This is a genomic window from Weissella cibaria (genome assembly GCF_004521965.1).
Lineage (GTDB): Bacteria > Bacillota > Bacilli > Lactobacillales > Lactobacillaceae > Weissella > Weissella cibaria_A.
Map to the genome: position 1 here is coordinate 1 of NZ_SDGK01000061.1, position 19845 is coordinate 19845.

Sequence of the window (19845 nt, forward strand, 5' to 3'; positions counted from 1 at the left end):
AAGGATCAATTCTAAACGGCACATAATTTAAATAATGACAAAACGCCCCAGGTCCGAAGTCATGAACCTGGGGCGTTTTAATGTACGAGGGTTATTGTTTGCGACCGTGAAACGCCCCCCAGCTATACTTAACTTAATACACAACGTTAACAAGCTGAAAGGAGGGGCGGGCGTTTTGAAAATTTGGCGTGTCGTCGGATTGACGGCACTATCCTTAGTACTTGGGGGTGGCGCTTGGGCCAGTTCGAGTGGATTTGTGCCGGAGTTCGCCTCAGAAAAGAAAAAACGGAAGTTAAAATTCGTTATATCGATAGTCGTACAAATAAAGCGATTCAACCACAGACAGAAAAACTAGTGCCAATTGGGGCACATGAGCTTTTAAACCAGTCGCCGAGACAGGCTACCAAAATCCCAAGGCGATTGAAAAAACAGTCGGGCAAAAGACGGTTATCACGTTTAAATATTTGCCGGAAACGTACACGATCAAGGTGCGGTATCTTGATGATATTACTGGTAGTGAGGTTAAAGTACGAGAGTATCGTTCAACGTATGGTGCTAAATTGATTTTGCCGACTTATCAATAACAGGGGTACCGCCAAAACCCGGGTGATACGATTACGGTGAAGGGATCTGAGACCATCACCTATCGCTTACATCGCGATGAAACATCGACGGCAATGAGTAGTCAGTCTTCAGTTGCATCACAAGTGAGTGAATCGGCTGCGCAATTGGTGGCGCCACCAGTTACAAGTGCAATGTCGGCATCGGTATCCGCAAGTAGCGCGAGTCAGGCGACTACGCCAGTCACTGTCACGAATGGGTCTAATCAATTGTTGGCCGATGCGACGTTGGCGAAGTTACAACTTTATCATTGGTCCAAGATGTCATTTTGCAATTTGGCGATGATGGGCAAGCGGCCGGTTATGATGGGACCGCATCGTATGAACAAGGCGCATCGCATAAGATGGGCTTGCTAATGCCCGGTAATGTGGATGTGGGTGAATTAGCTGATCGAACAGAAGTGGATTTTGTTGCAGTTGATAAACAAGGTGGCAGATAATACTTCCAAGTTAGTTTGTCTACGTTGGATGAGGAGACCTTGGCTAGGGAATTGCACCCGCTTGAAAAAATTAATGACAATTATCCTAATCTATTATTAACGTTAGATACGATTGAACGAACGGCCTCATATAATGGTATTCAAAAGATGAATGCCTTAGATTGTTTACTGGAATAGACGAAAAGAAACGCGGTGCATTCGCTTGATAGCATGCACTGCGTCTCTTTTCGTTTAAAGCATGAAATCGTCAGTCATTTCCAATTTAATTGGGGCGTGATCTTGACGGGCTCCGGTGTCAACAACACTGAAGGTTGCCAATTGGTCGTTCAATCGGTTTGAAGCTAGGTAATAGTCAATGCGCCAACCAGAATTGTTAATCTTTGAGGTCTTTGAAATTTGAGCCCACCAGGTATAAACACCGGTTTTGTCAGGATTTAGGTAACGGAAGGTATCGGTGAAGCCGGCATCAAGTAGCAAACCGAACTTCTCACGTTCTTCGTCCGTGAAGCCGGCGCTCTTGTGGTTGGTCTTGGGATTCTTCAAGTCGATTTCTTGGTGGGCAACGTTAAAGTCACCTGAGAAAATAACCGGCTTCTTAGCATCCAAGTCAGCGATGTAGGCACGATAGGCGTCATCCCAAGCTTGCCGGTCGGTTAGTCGATCCAAGTTGCTACCTGAATTTGGGGTATAAACCGTTGAAACATACGTGTTTTCAAATTCAAGGGTGATGATACGCCCTTCAATGTCCATTTCATCAGGAGCACCGATAACAGGCATCTCAACGGCAAGTGGTTCGACCTTTGACAGCATCATCGTACCTGAGTAGCCAGAACGACCGGTGCTCATCCGTAGGTAGCGGTGATAACCTGGGAAAAGTTCATCGAGCGCGGTTGATTGTTTCTTAGTTAAGCCAGTTGCTTTTAACTTAGTTTCTTGGATGGCCAAGACGTCGGGTTGTTCAGCGGCGATGTCTTGCAGTACCTGCCAAGTCATCTCGCCACGGGCTGATTTATGCTCAACAGCAGCATTTACACTATCAATGTTCCATGAAATGAATTTCATTGCGGTCACCGTTCCTTTTATCTGATAAATCTATTGTATCTTGAAAGTGGCACCGACGCGTACTGACATGCAAAAAGAAATGTGACAAATGTGTTTCAGGAAAATACTATACGTTATAGAATATTGAAAATAGAAATGGGATAACTTGTAGGAGATTTAAAATAGCTAAGTCAGAAAAATTTAATTGGGTAAAGTGGGTGGGTGCAGTTGTCGTTCCCGCTGATGGTATTCGGTCCAACCGGGGGTTTGCTGCTAAAGTTGACAGGAAATGCGCAATCAACGACTGGATTGGCAACGTGGTCCGCCGCAATTGCGGCCTTGGTGCCAGCAACTGTCTTGTTGTTAGTGTCAATTTTCTACTGGTCGGACGGCATTTTGCGTCGGGACTGGCAGATTTGGCGCCAGCACTGGGTTAAGAATGTCATGTGGGGCATTATTATGATGATGTGCTCGTGCCGTTGACGAAGGCGTTGACCGGTTTCTTGGATACGGGTGACTTTGCGATTAAGTACAGTGGTACGAGTGCGTTGTCATTTAGTGACGTTGCGCCGACGCTCTTATCAGCAATCATTGGTTTGTTTGCACCTTTTTTACGAGGAAATTGTTTTCCACCACGACATTACGGAGCCGTTCCTGAACAAGGCAAAGTGGGTATACGTATTAATTTCGATTTTTGCTAACATCATGTTTGGTGTGGTGCACATTCACAATGTGAACGGTCGCTGGAGTTCATTGATCATGTACATTGTAATGGGTGTTTGGTTGCAACTGGTTTACATCTGGGACGGTCGCAACATCTGGCAAAACATCATGACACACATGGTATACAACGGAAGTATCTCGTTGTTGACGATTTTTAGTGTCATTGTGATGTTGCTATTTGGTAAATAAGTGACATAAAATAATTCCCGCGGCAGTGATGTCGCGGGGGTTATTTGTTTGGGCGAGTTTAATGGCAAAAATAAAAACACGTAAGCCGAAACTTACGTGCCTTTATAAGTGATAGCCCAACAGGGAATCGAACCCTGGATTCCGCGCTGAGAACGCGACGTCTTAACCACTTGACCATTGGGCCATTAAAATCATCTGTTGCTTAACAACAATACATAACTATACAGATATCGATGACCAAAGTCAATACTTTTTCCTAACAAAATTCAATTAAATACCCTGCCTTGAAAAATGCGGCGCTTGTTACATAAATGGTACAATAATAGGTATTAGTAAGGGATGCGCGGACTGCTAGGTGGTCGTCATTTAGTAGCCTGCAGCTAGACTAACAATCGTCTAACAAACCGAAAAGAGGTTCAATTAATGTCATTTAATATGTACTTGGTACGTCACGGTGAAACGTACTTCAATAAATATCAACGGATGCAAGGCTGGGGAAATGCCCCTTTGACGGATAAAGGTATTTCCGACGGTTTTGCGGCTGGTGAGCGACTCAGCAACGTACGGTTTGACGCCGCGTACTCATCAGACTTACAACGGGCTATTCACACCGCTGAATTTATTCTAGGCCGCAACACGCAAAGTGGTGATTTGAAGACGCCGGAGCAATTGCAACAATTCCGGGAGCAATTCTTCGGTTTCTTCGAGGGATTGCCAAGTGCGCAAAGTGCTGAGCAAATCGCGGGTATTATTGGACTTGAGAACATCGAATCATACGGTGACTTGATGGCGCAATTAACGCAAGATGAGGTCATGGATGCTTTCAAGGAAGCTGATCCAACGCATGATGCTGAAGATGCAGCGACATTCTGGGCGCGAGCTGATAAGGGATTGGATATTTTGCGTCATAACGTGCGCGATGGTCAAAATGTTTTGGTCGTGGCCCACGGAACGTTAATCCGCAATTTGGTTTATAAGTACGATTCTCACGAAACAGCAAAGACAAAGCCGTTGAACGGTTCAATTTCAGTCTGGGAAGTCTCAGATGATGATATGAAGTTGAAGGCGTACAACGACACGACAACGAATTGGTAAAAGAAAAATGGCTATGATAGAAAATGAATTACATCCAGTCCGCAAGGTTATTCTTGCCGGTTTGGATCGTCAAAATGCTGAGTTTGATTATGAAATGATTGAGCTGGCTAATTTGGCGGAAGCAAATTATATGGAAGTTGTGGGCAGGGTGACGCAGAAGCTTGAGCGTCCAAATGCTGCAACATACTTTGGTAAGGGTAAAGTTGAAGAGCTGAAGGAAGCCGTAGAATATTACGAAGCTGATATGGTGGTGACGAATGATGAATTGTCACCTTCACAAATTCGTAATTTGGAATCAGGTACTGGGGCGGGTATTATGGACCGCACGGCTTTGATTCTGGATATCTTCGCATCACGTGCTAAGACGAAGGTCGCAAAGTTACAAGTTGCGATTGCGCAGTTACAATACCAGTTGCCACGTTTGCGTACGTCAATGAATGTCCGTTTGGATCAGCAAACTGGTGGTGGCGGTGGTAGCTTTACCAGCCGTGGTGCCGGTGAAACAAAGCTTGAGACCAATCGTCGTCACATTGAACACCAAATTTCACTCCTACGTCAGGAATTGAAGGATGTGGAAGCTGACGATCAAACTCGTCGTGCCCGTCGTGAGAAGGAAAGTATCAAGAACGTGGCGTTGGTTGGGTATACCAACGCCGGTAAGTCAACGATTATGAACGGTTTGGTGCGGCGCTATGGTGAAAACCAAGATAAGACGGTCTTCCAAGCGGACATGTTGTTTGCCACGCTGGAGACGTCAGTACGTAAGCTGAACTTGCCAGATAATCAAAACTTCTTGTTGTCAGATACGGTTGGATTCGTGTCAAAGTTGCCGCACGGCTTGGTGGCAGCGTTTCGTGCCACATTGGCGGAAGCCGCACAAGCTGATTTGCTACTCCAAGTGGTCGACTATGCAGATGAAAACTACAAGGAAATGATGTCAACGACGGCCAAGACGTTGAAGGAAATCGGTGTTGTTGACATTCCAATGATTACGATTTACAACAAGGCTGACAAGATTGAAGGCATGTCATTCCCAGGTCGTGATGGGGATACATTGACGTTATCAGCACAAGATGATGCGTCGTTGGATATGTTGATTGATGTCATTCATCAACACATCTATTCAGACCACATCCAAACGAAGGTTTTGATTCCATTCGAACAAGGACAATTGGTCAGCGAATTGAATGAACAAGCATCAGTGCACAGTATTGATTATGTGGAAGCGGGCACGATGATGGATGTCACACTAACGCCAGTGCAAGCGGCCCGATTTGCGGCCTACGTTGTAGACTAAGGGAGGCTTTATGCTATTTGTTACACTAATTGCGTTATTGTTATTTGTCTTAAGCGGGTATGCGTTGTGGCGCGTGATTAATGCGGATCCGCGGTCGATGTGGCTTGGTGTTTGGACGTTATTTACGCTCTTGTTCGCCGCTATCTCGATTACGATGATTTTGGTGCAACTTGGCGGTACGGGAATCTTCGTCTTTGCGATTATACTTGACTTGTTCTTGGCGATTTTATTGTTCCTATCCGTATTCTTCAACTTAGCCGTAGTTTATTACTCATGGCAAGTCTGGCGTAAAGAGTACCACACGTTGCCAAACTTATTGCTGCCATTGTTGTTCTTGGGGTCGATGGTTTTCAACATAATTGATGCCATGATACAACATGCACCAGCGTGGTTGGCAGCTCTGATTATTTTTGCCCGGGTGCTGGAACTGTACTTCATGTTAATTTTCATCATTTTCTTGGTGTCGGCGATTGTCTACGCGGCGGTGACACGTAAGCGTGAGTCTGATTACTATGTTGTCTTGGGTGCTGGTTTGGTTAATGGTGAAACCGTTGGTAAGCTGTTGGGTAACCGAATTAAGGCGGCAACTGACGCTGCACAACGTCGCTTTGACGCAACGGGCGTTTATCCAACGATTGTCTTTTCCGGTGGTAAAGGGGGCGACGAAAAGGTTTCAGAAGCCCAGGCAATGCGCGATTATGCCGTTGCAACACTAAACTATCCCTCTGATAAAACACTTTTGGAAGATCAGAGTCGCACGACGCGCGAAAATATGAGCTTTTCTCGTGATATTATTAGTAAGGCAACTGGCAAGGTCAATCCTGAATTTGTGTACTTTACGAGTGAGTACCACGTGTTCCGTGCTGGCCTCCAGGCGCGCCGTTTTGACGTGCTGGCCCAAGGTCGAGGTGGTAAAACCCCATTCTATTACCGTATTCCAGCATTCATTCGTGAATATATTGCAGTATTGAACATGCACCGTCGTTTACACATGGCAGTGACAGTCTTGGCTTTTGTGGTTGCTGTAGTGATGATGATTCCTAAGTAGAGAGGACAAAGAACGGATTTAATAGTGAGAGATTAGAGAGTTTTGGGATGCGGATTTAAAATGGGGCGATGTTGTTCATCGCCACGATGGTTGGTGCGTTGACGCTCCAAATGCCAACTTTATTTAGTGGGGCCGCAACATAATACAACCGATGACCATGATAGTATGTACCCGCGTAATTTGGGACCTACGCAACGCATTACGGGTTGGGATTTGCAACACCTGCCCTTTACGGTGAAACCATCAGTTTTGTCAGACGTGTCGGATCATTCGTCTAATTGGTTGGATTCGCAAAACGTGTCAAATCAAATGACAGCTTGATTGGCGATTCCGGCCAAAGTGCCTAGCATCTTTTATTATTTGATTGCCGGGTTACTGGGGATGGTGACGGTTGCGATTGTGGCAACGATTTTGCTTACCCGACGCAGTGTCGTGAGTGCTGAACAACAGGCTAAGATTAGCGTCATTGACATAGATATTTAAAGCGCAACCGATGCATATCACATGGGTTGCGCTTTTTGCGTGATTGCAAACTTTTTGTTAACTAAATTGACAAAAAACTGAAAAAGAATGTTAGAATGGTTCACTAACGATAGAAATAATTTATTAATTGGAGGGGAAATTATGCGTTTGTTAAAGCCGTATTTTAAGCGGTACAAACTCGATTTAGTACTCGCTGTCATCACGGTTATTATCATGGCGATGGCGATGCTATTCCAACCTACATTGCTTTCTAAGATTGTCCAAGCAATCTCAGACGACAATATGACGAAGGTGCGTCATATCGGGTTGCAATTGTTGGTGATTGCGGGAATTGGTTTGATTGCGGGGATTGTGAATACAATTTTTGCAGCACGTGCATCGCAAGGAATTGCATCTGATGTCCGTGAAGCAGCTTACCGTAAGATTCAAACATTTTCATTTGGCAATATTGAGCAATTTTCAGCGGGTAACTTGGTCGTGCGTCTAACCAATGACGTGCAACAAATTCAAAGTATTTTGATGATGATGATGCAGCCATTGCTACGTATGCCGATTTTGTTTGTCGGTGGATTTATCTTGGCGGTTAATTCGATTCCCAAGCTATGGTGGATCATCGTGGTCATGGTTATCTTGGTCGGTGCTGTTTCAGCGTTGGTTATGGGCAACATGGGTAAGCGTTTCGGGATGATTCAAGGATTGATTGATCGAGTGAATGCGAAGGCGAAGGAAAACCTCCAAGGTGTTCGTGTCGTGAAGTCATTCAACCAAGAAGGTAATGAACAAAAGCGTTTTGATGATGTTTCTGACGAATTGAACCATGTTAATTTGCAAATTGGATACCTCTTCTCAATTATTATGCCCGCCTTCATGTTTATTGGGCAAGGCTTGATGGTTGTAGCCATCTACTTCGTAGGAAATATGGTTGGGACTGAGCCTAAGATGTTGGCACAAATTACTGGGTTTACGAATTATCTGATGATTATCATGCAAGCTATTATTGTTGGTGGAATGATGATGACCTTTGCGGCACGTGGATTTGTGTCAATGGGTCGTATTTCTGAAATCATGGATACGAAGCCTGATTTGGTTTACAAGAATGTGCCGGCGCAAGATTTGACCGGATCTGTAGAATTTGATGACGTGTCATTCACGTATCCGGGGGATGATAAACCAACCTTGAAGCACATTTCATTCAAAGTGCAACCTGGTGAAATGATTGGTATCGTGGGTGCAACGGGTTCAGGTAAGTCATCAATGGCCCAACTGATTCCGCGTTTGTTTGATCCAACCGAAGGAACTGTTAAGGTCGGTGGGGTTGATTTGAAGGATGCCAACGAGTCATCATTGCGCAAGACGGTGTCATTCGTTTTGCAACGAGCAACGTTGTTCTCAGGTAAGATTTCAGATAACTTGCGTCAAGGTAAGTCGGATGCGCAAGAGCAAGATATGAAGCGTGCAGCACAAATTGCACAAGCAGCTGAATTCGTTGAACGCTATGAAGATACATATGAACACGTAGTTGAGGAACGTTCATCAAACTTCTCTGGGGGTCAAAAGCAACGTTTGTCAATTGCCCGTGGGGTGATTGGTGATCCAAAGATTTTGATTTTGGATGATTCAACGTCAGCGTTGGATGCCAAGTCAGAAAAGTTAGTTAAGGAAGCCCTTGATAACGAATTGCAAGATACGACGACATTTATCATTGCGGAAAAAATTTCTTCAGTGATTAACGCTGATCGTATTTTGGTTTTGGAAGATGGAGCATTGATTGCGGAAGGTGTGCACCAGGAATTGGTGAAAACATCACCAGTTTATCAAGAAATTTATAAGACACAAAAGGCGCAGGAGGCATAAACGATGAAGAATATTACTGAATCAGTCCGCTTCTTTGCTCATTATTTTAAGCGCTACTGGGTGGCGATGATTGCGATTGTGTTCTTCACGATTTTTGCAACGTGGGCCCAAGTTAAAGCACCAGTTTACATGGGACGTTCAATTACGGAACTATCGAAGTATTTGATGGTGAAGTTGAACCCGATGACAGCGAACCAAGCGAGTTTGGCTGACTTCCACCATGCGTTGTGGACGTTTGCAGCCTTTGTTTTGTTGATGCTAGTTGGCTTGTTTATCAACGCGATGATTCAATCAATCGTCGCTTCCAACTCAGTGAACCAAATGCGTAAGGGTTTGTTTGGCAAGATGCAACGGATGACGGTTCGTTACTTCGATTCACACCAAGACGGTGAAGTGTTGTCACGTTTCACGTCGGATTTGGATAACATCTTTAATGCAATGAACCAAGCCATCTTCCAGTTGTTCTCACAAGTGGCCATGTTGGTTGGGGTTGTGTGGATGATGTTCAACGAGAGCCCTAAGATGGCGTGGGTGACGATTGCCTCAACACCAGTTGCGGTTATCTTGGCAGCGTTGATTATTGTACAAGCCAAGAAGTTTGTGGATGCACAACAAGCTGAAGTGGGACATTTGAACGGTTACATTAATGAGCAAATTAATGGTGAAAAGGTGATTATCACCAATGGCTTGCAAGAAGAGTCAATCAAGGGATTTGTGGCCCACAACGACAAGGTGCGTCGTACGTCAACACTTGGTCAAACATGGTCAGGTGTCTTGTTCCCATTGATGCAAGGTATGGGTTTGTTCAATTTGGCCATCGTGATTTCCTACGGTGCTACGCAAGCGTTGAACGGTGATTTATCAGCCCGTGCTGCTGGCTTGGGATTGATTGTGACCTTCGTGTCATTTTCACAACAATACTACCAGCCAATCACCCAAATCACGTCAACTTACAACATGTTGCAGTTGGCGATGACGGGTGCGCACCGTTTGAACGAAGTCTTCGAACAAGATGATGAAATTAACCCGGTTAATGGGGTGAAGTTTAACGGTGTCCAAGAAAAGATTGTGTTGGACGACGTGCACTTTGGGTATAACGAAGATCGTGAAATTTTGCATGGTGTCAACATTGAAGTTGATAAGGGGCAAATGATGGCCTTGGTTGGACCAACCGGTTCAGGTAAGACGACTGTCATGAATTTGTTGAACCGTTTCTATGACGTAACGGGTGGTGCGGTTAAGTTTGACGGCGTCGACGTTCGTGACATGGATCTACAGTCATTGCGTGATAACGTCGGGATTGTGTTGCAAGACTCTGTTTTGTTCACTGGTACGATTCGTGACAACATCACATTCGGTAAGCCTGATGCAACTGATGCTGAAGTGATAGATGCGGCTAAGCAAGCCAATATTCACGACTTCATTATGACGTTGGAAAAGGGCTACGATACTGAAGTGTCTGATGAAAATTCAGTCTTCTCAACTGGTCAAAAGCAATTGTTGTCAATTGCCCGGACGATTTTGACGGCGCCTGACTTGTTGATTTTGGATGAGGCGACGTCAAACGTTGATACGGTGACAGAAGCTAGGATTCAAAAGGCGATGGATAACGTGATTGCCGGTCGGACGAGTTTCGTTATCGCGCACCGTTTGAAGACGATTTTGAATGCGGATAAGATTGTGGTCTTGCGTGACGGTAACGTTATTGAGCAAGGTAGCCACGCAGAGTTATTGGCACAAGGCGGCTTCTACGCTGAGTTGTACACCAACCAAATGGTATTTGAATAGTTAATGATTAAGTCGTACTGCAATTATGCGGTGCGGCTTTTTTGGTGGAATGGGACGATTTAATCTAGTTATAACGAGGGGTGTCATGATTAATCGGGAACGGTACTTAAAGATTTTGGTCGATGCGATGGATAACGAGTTTATTAAGGTGATTACTGGCGTTCGCCGATCGGGAAAGTCTGTTTTGCTAATGCAAGTACAGGACGAATTGCGCAACCGTGGTATTTCGGCTGATCAGATTGTGTCTATGAATTTCGAGTCATTTCGTAATGCTGTCTATCTAAACAATTCTGAAAAACTGTATGAGGATTTAACGGCACGCCGAAATGGGAAAAAGCTGTACTTCTTTTTTGACGAAGTACAGTTGGTAGAGGGGTGGCAAGCAGTGATTAATTCACTATGGGTTGATTTACTATCCGATATTTATATCACGGGATCTAATGCATCTATTCTGTCTGGTGAATTGGCAACGTTACTTTCAGGTCGTTATGTTCAAGTTGATGTTTACCCATTTTCTTTCGCTGAATTTATTACGTTGAAAGAAATTGATGGGATAAATAAGCAACAAGTGAAACAAGCGTATTTGGAGTACCTAGAATTCGGTGGTATGCCAAGTGTTTTGGATGCACAAGTGGCGGTTGATAACCAGTATGATTACCTGTCGACGTTATATGATTAAATTATGTTGCGGGATGTTTCGTAACGGTCTGGCGAAGGTAATCAAAAATTGTTGAAGATGTTAACCATGGTTATGCTAGGTTCAATCAGTAGCGAAGTAAATGTGACGAAACTAGTTAACCGATTGAAGGTAGCGGGTTATAGTATCACTTCGATCCGGTTTCGCAAATATGTTGGTTTTGCTAGAACAAGCCTATCTCTTCTACAAAATACCGCAAGATAACGTTCGCGGTAGTCAACGATTGCGAGCAAATGATAAGTACTATGTTGTTGATAATGGTTTGTGGCATTCTCAAGTCGGAGAGGTGCTAACTAATGTTGGTTCACAGTTGGAGAATATTGTTTGCTTAGAATTGTTGCGACGTGGGTGTGATGTGAAGTTTGGTAGTATCGATGGCAAAGAAGCTGACTTTGTCGCTGAAAAACGTGGTGAACGCTAGTATATTCAAGTGACACAACAGATACCGGGAAATTCAGAATTTAATCGATGTACCTGGTGGTTACCCCAAATTACTCATTACGGGGTAAGAAATAACCAATCGCCGAATTGAAGGCATACCCGTAGTTATAATTTATGAATGGCTGTTAACTGAATAAGTAATAAAAAATAGCCGGTGACTATCGATGTGATAGCCACCGGCCCTATATATGGTATTTTCCCCATGTAAGTTACGTTCAACCCTCTTACAAATACTTATTATGAATTGTAAATATGACGGTTTTCATCGTGGGATTTGCTGAAAATTAGTTTGATTTATGAAGATTGTTTGAAAATGCACAAAATTGTCAAGGGGTTTGAAGAGCGTGGATAATTCTTCAAAAAACTTCAAAGTTTCGTTAAGAACCCGGGAAAAGATAACTACATTGCTTCGCTATTCCATGAGGGTGCAGTAGTGGATATTTGATCCATTACGCTGGAAACAGAAAATAGCATGAAATGGAGTGATGTTTATGGAAACACACGGGGGTATTCTGCCCAACAAGCAGTTGCCTTGCTAGTGGGCGGTTGTCGGTTTGATAGCAATGGTTGTTCCTTGTGTGACCAATATGGGCTTGTTAGCCAAGACAATCTATGCGGCGGGAAAAACGCTGTATAAATCTGATCGACTGACCGTTACTGCTGGGGATGGTAACGACTGGAAATGGGAGAACGGTCGCGAAGTTGCCTGACACAAAGCAGGGGATTGTTGATGGTTTCTTGATTGAGCGTGGTGTTCGAACGACACCAGATTCAGATAACAAGACTGACTTCAATAATTTCCAATTGTGCAGTTCAATGAATGCACCGGTTTATACGACGGCGGATGCCGAGCACAAGGAGCCAGTTGCGATTTATCAAAAGAAAGATGTGACGGCGACTGGTAATATTGGTGGTTCTGAAAATGAGAACGATGCGACTCGCCTGCAGTATGTGCGGTCAACTTACCACAACCAATATGAGCAAACGGGTGGCGATAATTAGTCAGCGTATACCATCTCATTTGAGAACGGCGATGAAATGACTGCCGCGAAGTTCACGGTTGTTTATGACCACGTAGGTAGTTACGTTGATTCAGTCACTAAGTAACACTATCCAATTGGTGCGACGATGACGATCTCAAATGTGACACCAGCTTCAGGCGATCACTTGCAACTAGGTGATACGCATTTTATCGATGTACCGAATAACCTGTACTCAGGGGTTATATATCACGGTATTGAATCGTTAGATATTAAGTTGCAGTTCTACACCTTGGTTGATGGTAAGTTTGCTGAACGAATTGATGTTGATGAAGGGGATGGTCGCGTGACTTTCTCATCACTGAATAACTTTGGGCGTTTAGCAAGTTCGAGATCATCTGTTGGTGCTGATTTCTCGTGGGATTAACTATCAACGGGAATTAATAATTCAAAGTATGCTGAAACTGTTTTTGGTGGTGCAGGAACGTTGGTGGCGCAAACGCATGCTGATCCAACCACCGACTCTGATGATACCTTTATACAAAAGGATGCCGCGGAAGTCTGGTATTCAACGGTGTACGGTGTTTATGACTTGACGGATGCGGGGATTCAAGCAATTGACTTTAATTCTGACATGTTCGCACTTCGTTTGGATGTAAAGGCTGAATCACAAGTAGCGCAAGGTTTTGCTAATTGGACAAAGGATAATACGGCTGGCGTTTATATGAGGACTGAGCATAGCGATGCTTTAGAATGCAAGAGTACGACAAACACCGTAACGGTTGGCCTAAAAACTTTGCCAACCACTAACGGTACTATTAACAAGGTTGATGAAACTGGGCTATTTTGGCAGGTGCCAAGTTTGAGCTAAAGAAGGTCGGTGAGCCTTCAGCTTGGACGGCTGCAAGTTTTGCATCAGCTGAAATTTCAGCGTACAAGACGTTGACGACGGCAACAACGATTGCTGCATAATCAACGACTGACACAAGTTGGACGTGGAACAACTCGCCGGTTGGTCAATACCAATTGATCGAAACTGCGCCTGATGGTTATGTGAAGGCAACGGACGGCAGGTTCAATGTTGGCGCTAAGTTGATAGCTAGCGCGGACGGTACAGGTGATGTTTGCACATCAACATTTAAGGAAACGACCAATCCAGTCGTTTTGACAAACGTTGATGTGAAGGACGGTAGCGTCACAGCTAACAGGCTTAACCAATTGGATATCGAGGCAGTCTTCCAGGTGAAGAAGGTTGATCAAGACAACGAGCCATTGGCTGGTGCGGTCTTCCAATACTTCACGGACGTGGCTAACAAGATTGGCATGAGCAAGGATGATGCGACTGGTATGCACACGATGCCAACTGGGCAAACACTTGAGTTCAACAAGTTGTACACATTGAATGAGTCGACGGTGCCGACTGGTTACGAACGTGCGGAAGATGTTTACTTCAAGGCTTTGAAGCAAACAGATTTCACAACGCAAACTGGTGTAACAGTGCCGGCACACTTGGCGAACGAAAAGTATTATTTGTGAAGACTGACAAGGATGGGACGGTGACGGAATAGATTAACCAGACCAAAACAAGAACATCTTTACGATAACGTTCACGGTTGAAAACAAGAAGCAAGAGCCTTTGTAATAAATCTTCCCAGTTACGGATGGAACGGGCGTTATGGGATTTGTGATTGTTGGTTTGATTCTGGTTGGTGCAGCAGGTGCATTGACGTTGAAGCGTAAGTTTAATGATTAATGGATGAGAGCGATTGTAGCAATATAGTTGTTCTTTTCTGTGTGCCGATAAAAGGGTGAATGAAAAAGACCCCGTTTCAATTAAGAAACGGGGTCCGGTAACTGCTCTGGCTGGGATCGAACCAGCGACCTCCTCATTAACAGTGAGTTATTCTACCGCTGAACTACAGAGCAATTATGTTCTTCGCTAAGGCATAATATTAATATACAGCAAGAAAAATGAGAAGTCAATTATTTTGATTAAAATTGTTCCAATTTAAACTAATTCACATTTGTCCGTACAAATATGACGTATGATGGAATTGCTGAATAACGAGGGAATCGGACTATGAAAGACTTAACACCAACAGAAATCGCGCGCTTAGCCGATGTGGTTATTTTTGACAAGGTTGACCAAGGGGAGTGGTACCAATATGCAAAGGAGCCTCAGGTGCAAGCGATTGTTAAACAAAGTGCGCAAACGGTGCAACGTATTAACGATGTCGCGAAGATGAATTTGGCTGAAGCAACGCGCTTGCTACAAGAAGTATTGCCGAATATGGCGAAGGATGCTGATGTGCATTTTCCAATCACGTCAATTGAGCCCCCCAACGCCTAACCATCGGCGACGCAACCTTTATTAACGCCGACCTGCAAATTTTGAGCGCCGGTCGCGTCACAATTGGTTCCCACTGTTTTTATCGGACCGAACTGCCAGCTTTACACGCCTAATCACCACCCATACGATAAGGAGCTACGACGTGGGGGTTGGCAATATGATTCATCAATTACGATTGGGGATGATTGCTGGTTTGGTGGTTCCGTTATGGCGCTACTAGGTGTTACGATTGGAGACAATGTAGTGGTTGGTGCTGGTACGGTTATGATCAAGGATGTGCCAAGTAATGTTATGGTTGCCGGTAACCCAGCGTGGGTCATTAAGATGTTAAACTAAACAAAAGGTTAAGTGCAGGTAATGAACGCGGACTTACTTAAGGTTAATTTGGTAGAATGGACGTAAGAAACTACGACTAGGAGGCAGCAAGTATGGCTGACTTTCAACTAAAGGGTATGCCGGTTTGGGTATACGCTAAGGATGTTGATACAAAGACGGCGTTAACGCATGCAAGATTGATTGAAGGTACCGTGGGTGACAGTTTTTCAGTTGATCCACAAACATTGCCAGGGTATCGCTTTGTTTCATCAGAGGGGACGTTAAAAGGGACTTTCGATGAAACAACGATGTACACCGCAACGTTCTATTACCGTCGCGATGACATTGCAGAAACTGAGCAATTAACTGACAAGTATTTGCATTTGTTAGCGGATGTCCAACCGGTTGCAGCAATTGATATCGCTGAGCGGACTGGCCAAAAGCTTTGGACGGATTCATACGTGAAGGTTGCCCAACGGGTTGCAACGCGTGAGGGGAAGTTCTGGTATCAACTATCAGATTCACGCTGGGTGCCTTACAACATGCAAACAATGAAGTTAACGGATAATGATGGCCGTTCATTAAAGCCAATTTCTGAATGGAATCGACCAACGACGTGGGCCTCAAAGCCATTTGTGGCCCGTGGGATTGTGGATTATGTGCCAGGTGGGGACGTTGCCGTATATGCACAACCATACGGACGTGAAATTGGACGAGTTGTCCACGGTTCACGAATTGAAATTTCAGAACGGGTTGATGATCCATCTGGTATCTTGTGGTACCACGTGGTGCAACACGGTTGGATTTCAAGTATTTATTTGCATCTTGATTAATTAGCGACATGTACTTCGGGGGAATTGAATAATGACAGAACCATTGATTTTGACGGCGGCTTTGCACGAAAAGATGTGGGGTGGCACGGCGTTACGTGATGTGTTTGGTTTTGATATCCCATCGGAAACGACGGGTGAAGCGTGGCTGATTTCAGGCCACAAGAACGGCACGGTACTTTTTGAAAATGGCCGTTTTGCAGGTAAGTCGATTGCTGAGTTGTGGCAAGAAGAACCACGGTTGTTTGGCAACACAGACACGAACCGACCATTCCCACTGCTCGTTAAGTTGCTAGATGCACACCAGGATTTATCAGTGCAAGTGCACCCTGATGACGCGTATGCTGGTGAACACGCCGGTGAACTTGGCAAAACGGAATCGTGGTACATCGTGGCGGCTGAACCGGGCGCCGAAATTTATTACGGGCACACGGCCCAAACCAAGGCAGAATTTGATGCGGCGGTTGATGCTGGTGACTGGGATAAGTTACTCCGGAAAGTACCCGTTAAGGCTGGCGACTTCTTCTATGTACCAGCTGGGACGCTCCATGCGTTGGGGGCGGGGGTTCTCGCACTTGAAACGCAGCAATCATCTGACGTGACTTACCGGGTTTACGATTTTGACCGGGTTGATACGAAAACAGGTGAATTGCGGGAACTTCATTTGACGGATGCGAAGAATGTGACGACGATACCGTTTGTACCGGAACAACCACAAACTTCGACGGCTACATACGGTGGCGTCACGGTGACGACGCTGGTTGAAGCACCTTACTTCAATGTCTATAAGTGGGACGTTGATGGCCGAGCCACCTTAGATGCACGGGCGCCATATTTGCTGGCAACCGTAATTGATGGGACATTAGATTTAACGGTCTTTGGTGTTACCTACCAGTTGCGCAAGGGCCAAAGTTTTATCTTGCCAAACGATGTTGAGGCGTGGACGCTACAGGGAGAGGCGACGCTGATCGCTTCGATGCCAGGACCGAAGTCAATGTAAGTGAATTGTTAACAAAAGCACGTGCGAATTATTTGCGCGTGCTTTTACGCTATATTCCTATCGGCCTGACTTTTTACGTGCGAAAATGGTACACTATAGACTAGTTATTTTGACAAATAAACATCGGTGACGATGTAGTAGGAGGACGATATGAGCTTAAAGAGTGCATTGGCAACTTTTGTTGGTAAAAGTTCATACGTGGTACTGCATGATATTTTGCGTCGTGGTGGTACATCATTGCCAGGTAAATTGGCAACGAAGATTGACCCTGAAGTCATGACAACGTTGGCTGAGAAGTATGACGTTATTTTGATTACAGGTACGAATGGTAAGACGTTGACAACAACATTGACTACACGTGTCTTGCGCGAACAATTCCCTGATGTGATTACAAACCCATCTGGTTCGAATATGATGCAAGGTATCACGGGAACGATGTTGACGGCGAAAGTAACTGGTAAGTCACACCGCCCAATTGCGCTTTTGGAAGTTGATGAAGCGAACGTGGAAGAAGTTGCACGTCAATTAAAGCCAATGGCCTTTGTGTTGACGAACATCTTCCGTGACCAATTGGATCGTTTTGGTGAGATTTACACGACCTACGATAAGATTTTGAAGGGCATTCGTTTGTTCCCTGAGGCAACGGTGATTGCGAACGCTGATTCACCAATCTTCATGCGCGGCGATTTGCCAAATCCAAAGGTATATTACGGGTTTAACCACTTGCCAGCGGATGGTGATATGAAGGCTCCTCACAACACGGACGGTGTGCTATCACCAACTGATGACACGGTGCTGCACTATCGCTTTATGACATTCGGTAATCAAGGTGATTACTTCTCAGTTTCCGACGATTTTAAGCGTCCTGAGTTGGATTATGCCGTAACGAAGATTAATGAGATGACACCCCGTTATTCAAACTTTGATATTGATGGCGAGACGTATCAAATTGAAATCGGTGGCATGTACAACATCTATAACGCGCTAGCTGCGTACACGGTTGGTCGTTTCTTAGGTGTTACCACGCAGCAAATTCACCACGCTTTTGAATCAAATGCGCAAATCTTCGGTCGTCAAGAAGCGGTTGACGTCAACGGTAAGGAAGTTACGATTGTCTTGATTAAGAACCCGGTTGGCGCAAATCAAGTCATCGATATGATGAAGACAGACGATCAACCATTCTCATTGATTGCACTGTTGAATGCGAACTATGCGGATGGTATCGATACGAGTTGGATCTGGGATACGGACTTTGAATCATTGAAGGATTCAGGCATGCAAGCCATTGCAACTGGTGGTGAGCGTTACAAGGACTTGTATGTCCGTGTGAAGATGGCTGGATACGGTGAACACCCGGTTTACCAAGATCTCAAGCAAATTGTCAAGGCAATCGACGAGATGCCAACGAAGCGCGTGTACATTGCCGCAACTTATACGGCAATGCTACAACTACGTGCCCAATTGGCACAACAAGGCTTTATCAAGACTGGTATGGGAGAATAAAATCATGGCAGCAGAGTATGTTTTGCACACCGCGCACTTGTACGGTGATTTGATGAACACTTACGGTGACTACGGTAACATTGTGGCGATGCGTTTCTATGCATCGCAAATCGGTGTCGATGTCGACGTAGAGTTGATTTCATTGGGCGATGAGTTTGATGATAAGAAGTACGATTTTGTGCTGTTCGGTGGTGGACAAGACTACGAAGAGCAAATCGTTGCAGAAGATTTGAAGTTTAAAGCAGATGCTATCAAGCGCTACATCGAATCAGATGGCCCATTGTTGGGTGTTTGCGGTGGTTTCCAATTGTTGGGTCACTACTTCTTGTTGGCTGATGGGACGCGTGTTGAGGGAATTTCCGTCATGGACCACTACACGTTGAACCAACAACACAGCCGTTTTATTGGTAATGTCTTGATTAAGGACGAAGTTAACGGCAACGAGTACCGCGGTTTCGAAAACCACCAAGGGCGTACATTCTTGGGTGAAGGCGAGCGCCCATTGGGTAAGGTCTTGCAAGGTAAGGGAAACAACGGTGAAGATGGCGGTGAAGGACTTGTGTACCGCAATGTTTACGGGACGTACTTTCACGGACCTATCTTTACGCGTAACGGAAACTTGGCTTTGCACGTATTGCAAACAGCTTTGGAACGCAAGTACCCAGAAGTAAACTGGGCTGAAAAGATGGCAGATATCAAGCCAGAAGCATTCTAATGATAATTGGAACGAGGCTGGGACAGAAGTCTCTGTCTCAGCCTTAAAAGCCGCCAATCTCCCGATTTAAAATCGGAGGATTGGCGGCTTTTAAACGTGTTCCGAAAGACTGAACCCGATGATAACGTTGTTTGGTCTCGCTCTCGTTTTTTTTAAACTAAATGCAATAAAACAAATTTGAAAATAGTGGGATTTACGAAATGGGGATGAAAAAACCAGTGGCGCGAGTTAGTTTGGGCGCCGGCGTCGTGGGTGCTAGTGTAGCACTATTGGGCACGACAACACAGGCAAGTGAATTTGGTATTACGAAAGCGCGGGCTGATCAAGATGTCTCGACATATGTCCACAAGACATTTGCGAATCAGGCGAAGACTTACCATAAAATTTCGCCCTCGCTTTGGCCAAATAATAAGAACGTTAACCAATAGGCCATTGT

Annotated in this window: 26 protein-coding genes, 2 tRNA genes and 1 pseudogene; 26 read left to right on the forward strand and 3 right to left on the reverse strand. The window is 44.8% G+C overall.

All coding sequences use genetic code 11. The annotated features are described in order from the left end of the window. Positions 1-620: 620 nt before the first annotated feature. Together EST42_RS07535 and EST42_RS10595 are read left to right on the forward strand one after the other, a co-directional pair. Positions 621-977, forward strand: coding sequence for a hypothetical protein (locus EST42_RS07535; protein WP_134644896.1), 357 nt, complete (start codon positions 621-623; stop codon positions 975-977). 122 nt (positions 978-1099) lie between these two features. Then, positions 1100-1237: a hypothetical protein gene (locus EST42_RS10595; RefSeq protein ID WP_167711178.1), complete on the forward strand. Its 138-nt coding sequence runs from the start codon at positions 1100-1102 to the stop codon at positions 1235-1237. Between the two features lie 54 nt (positions 1238-1291). Here the strand turns inward: EST42_RS10595 and EST42_RS07540 are convergent, their stop codons facing one another. Then, positions 1292-2122 carry an exodeoxyribonuclease III gene (locus tag EST42_RS07540; RefSeq protein WP_134644897.1) on the reverse strand — a complete coding sequence of 277 codons (831 nt, stop codon included), beginning with the start codon at positions 2120-2122 and terminating at the stop codon, positions 1292-1294. A 258-nt stretch (positions 2123-2380) separates the two neighbouring features. On the opposite strand from EST42_RS07540, the gene EST42_RS07545 reads away from it, so the two are divergent. From EST42_RS07545 to EST42_RS07550, 3 genes are read left to right on the forward strand one after another with little or no spacing between them, the layout of a single operon-like run. Continuing rightward, positions 2381-2584: a hypothetical protein gene (locus EST42_RS07545; protein WP_134644898.1), complete on the forward strand. Its 204-nt coding sequence runs from the start codon at positions 2381-2383 to the stop codon at positions 2582-2584. Next, positions 2548-2802, forward strand: a complete 255-nt coding sequence (locus tag EST42_RS11165) for a hypothetical protein (RefSeq protein ID WP_245150437.1) — start codon at positions 2548-2550, stop codon at positions 2800-2802. The genes EST42_RS07545 and EST42_RS11165 overlap by 37 nt, the downstream gene beginning before the upstream one ends. Continuing rightward, a complete protein-coding gene (locus EST42_RS07550; RefSeq protein WP_245150436.1) occupies positions 2702-3013 on the forward strand; it encodes a CPBP family glutamic-type intramembrane protease in 312 nt (103 codons plus the stop codon). Before EST42_RS11165 ends, EST42_RS07550 begins: the two co-directional genes overlap by 101 nt. Before the next feature lie 112 nt (positions 3014-3125). On the opposite strand, the gene EST42_RS07555 is transcribed toward EST42_RS07550, so the two are convergent. Beyond that, positions 3126-3197 (reverse strand) — tRNA-Glu (locus EST42_RS07555). Between the two features lie 239 nt (positions 3198-3436). Here EST42_RS07555 and EST42_RS07560 point away from each other — a divergent pair. The 15 genes from EST42_RS07560 to EST42_RS11590 all read left to right on the forward strand — a co-directional run bounded on the left by EST42_RS07560 (position 3437) and on the right by EST42_RS11590 (position 14449). Then, positions 3437-4108: a histidine phosphatase family protein gene (locus EST42_RS07560; RefSeq protein WP_134644900.1), complete on the forward strand. Its 672-nt coding sequence runs from the start codon at positions 3437-3439 to the stop codon at positions 4106-4108. A 13-nt stretch (positions 4109-4121) separates the two neighbouring features. Beyond that, complete coding sequence (gene hflX, locus EST42_RS07565) at positions 4122-5405, forward strand: GTPase HflX (RefSeq protein WP_134644901.1); 1284 nt, start codon at positions 4122-4124, stop codon at positions 5403-5405. Between the two features lie 10 nt (positions 5406-5415). Then, on the forward strand, positions 5416-6453 hold the full coding sequence (locus EST42_RS07570) for a YdcF family protein (protein ID WP_134644902.1): 1038 nt from the start codon (positions 5416-5418) through the stop codon (positions 6451-6453). Between the two features lie 339 nt (positions 6454-6792). Beyond that, a complete protein-coding gene (locus tag EST42_RS10600) occupies positions 6793-6936 on the forward strand; it encodes a hypothetical protein (protein ID WP_167711182.1) in 144 nt (47 codons plus the stop codon). A gap of 141 nt (positions 6937-7077) precedes the next feature. Then, entirely contained in the window at positions 7078-8790 is a 1713-nt protein-coding gene (locus EST42_RS07575; protein ID WP_134644903.1) for an ABC transporter ATP-binding protein, read from the forward strand. A gap of 3 nt (positions 8791-8793) precedes the next feature. Continuing rightward, entirely contained in the window at positions 8794-10578 is a 1785-nt protein-coding gene (locus tag EST42_RS07580) for an ABC transporter ATP-binding protein (RefSeq protein WP_134644904.1), read from the forward strand. Positions 10579-10663: 85 nt separating this feature from the next. Then, positions 10664-11257, forward strand: coding sequence for an ATP-binding protein (locus EST42_RS07585; RefSeq protein ID WP_167711184.1), 594 nt, complete (start codon positions 10664-10666; stop codon positions 11255-11257). A gap of 169 nt (positions 11258-11426) precedes the next feature. Next, positions 11427-11696 (forward strand): DUF4143 domain-containing protein, encoded by a 270-nt coding sequence (locus EST42_RS07590; RefSeq protein ID WP_134644906.1) that lies wholly within the window; start codon positions 11427-11429, stop codon positions 11694-11696. A 574-nt stretch (positions 11697-12270) separates the two neighbouring features. Further along, a complete protein-coding gene (locus EST42_RS10605) occupies positions 12271-12426 on the forward strand; it encodes a hypothetical protein (protein ID WP_167711186.1) in 156 nt (51 codons plus the stop codon). Next, the gene (locus tag EST42_RS07595; RefSeq protein ID WP_134644907.1) at positions 12419-12718 is read left to right on the forward strand and encodes a hypothetical protein; all 300 of its coding nucleotides are present in this window, start codon (positions 12419-12421) and stop codon (positions 12716-12718) included. Before EST42_RS10605 ends, EST42_RS07595 begins: the two co-directional genes overlap by 8 nt. A gap of 126 nt (positions 12719-12844) precedes the next feature. Then, complete coding sequence (locus EST42_RS07600) at positions 12845-13123, forward strand: hypothetical protein (protein ID WP_134644908.1); 279 nt, start codon at positions 12845-12847, stop codon at positions 13121-13123. A gap of 63 nt (positions 13124-13186) precedes the next feature. After that, the gene (locus EST42_RS07605; protein WP_134644909.1) at positions 13187-13567 is read left to right on the forward strand and encodes a hypothetical protein; all 381 of its coding nucleotides are present in this window, start codon (positions 13187-13189) and stop codon (positions 13565-13567) included. Next, positions 13543-13668 (forward strand): hypothetical protein, encoded by a 126-nt coding sequence (locus EST42_RS11445; protein WP_280633885.1) that lies wholly within the window; start codon positions 13543-13545, stop codon positions 13666-13668. Before EST42_RS07605 ends, EST42_RS11445 begins: the two co-directional genes overlap by 25 nt. 54 nt (positions 13669-13722) lie before the next feature. Beyond that, the gene (locus EST42_RS07610) at positions 13723-14232 is read left to right on the forward strand and encodes a SpaA isopeptide-forming pilin-related protein (RefSeq protein WP_134644910.1); all 510 of its coding nucleotides are present in this window, start codon (positions 13723-13725) and stop codon (positions 14230-14232) included. A gap of 109 nt (positions 14233-14341) precedes the next feature. Continuing rightward, positions 14342-14449 carry an LPXTG cell wall anchor domain-containing protein gene (locus EST42_RS11590; RefSeq protein ID WP_425335780.1) on the forward strand — a complete coding sequence of 36 codons (108 nt, stop codon included), beginning with the start codon at positions 14342-14344 and terminating at the stop codon, positions 14447-14449. Positions 14450-14550: 101 nt separating this feature from the next. Here EST42_RS11590 and EST42_RS07620 read toward each other — a convergent pair. Then, positions 14551-14622: transfer RNA gene (locus EST42_RS07620), tRNA-Asn, on the reverse strand. A 154-nt stretch (positions 14623-14776) separates the two neighbouring features. Between EST42_RS07620 and EST42_RS07625 the strand changes: the two are divergent. From EST42_RS07625 to EST42_RS11170, 6 genes and pseudogenes are all read left to right on the forward strand, one after another. Next, a pseudogene (locus tag EST42_RS07625) lies at positions 14777-15382 on the forward strand (DapH/DapD/GlmU-related protein). Positions 15383-15474: 92 nt separating this feature from the next. Continuing rightward, positions 15475-16194: a MucBP domain-containing protein gene (locus tag EST42_RS07630; protein ID WP_134644911.1), complete on the forward strand. Its 720-nt coding sequence runs from the start codon at positions 15475-15477 to the stop codon at positions 16192-16194. Positions 16195-16225: 31 nt separating this feature from the next. Further along, positions 16226-17191 (forward strand): mannose-6-phosphate isomerase, class I, encoded by a 966-nt coding sequence (manA, locus tag EST42_RS07635; RefSeq protein ID WP_134644912.1) that lies wholly within the window; start codon positions 16226-16228, stop codon positions 17189-17191. Between the two features lie 150 nt (positions 17192-17341). Next, complete coding sequence (locus EST42_RS07640) at positions 17342-18694, forward strand: MurT ligase domain-containing protein (protein ID WP_134644913.1); 1353 nt, start codon at positions 17342-17344, stop codon at positions 18692-18694. 4 nt (positions 18695-18698) lie between these two features. Beyond that, on the forward strand, positions 18699-19409 hold the full coding sequence (locus EST42_RS07645; RefSeq protein ID WP_134644914.1) for a type 1 glutamine amidotransferase: 711 nt from the start codon (positions 18699-18701) through the stop codon (positions 19407-19409). Between the two features lie 200 nt (positions 19410-19609). Continuing rightward, positions 19610-19837, forward strand: a complete 228-nt coding sequence (locus EST42_RS11170) for a hypothetical protein (RefSeq protein ID WP_245150434.1) — start codon at positions 19610-19612, stop codon at positions 19835-19837. The last annotated feature ends 8 nt before the right edge of the window (positions 19838-19845 follow it).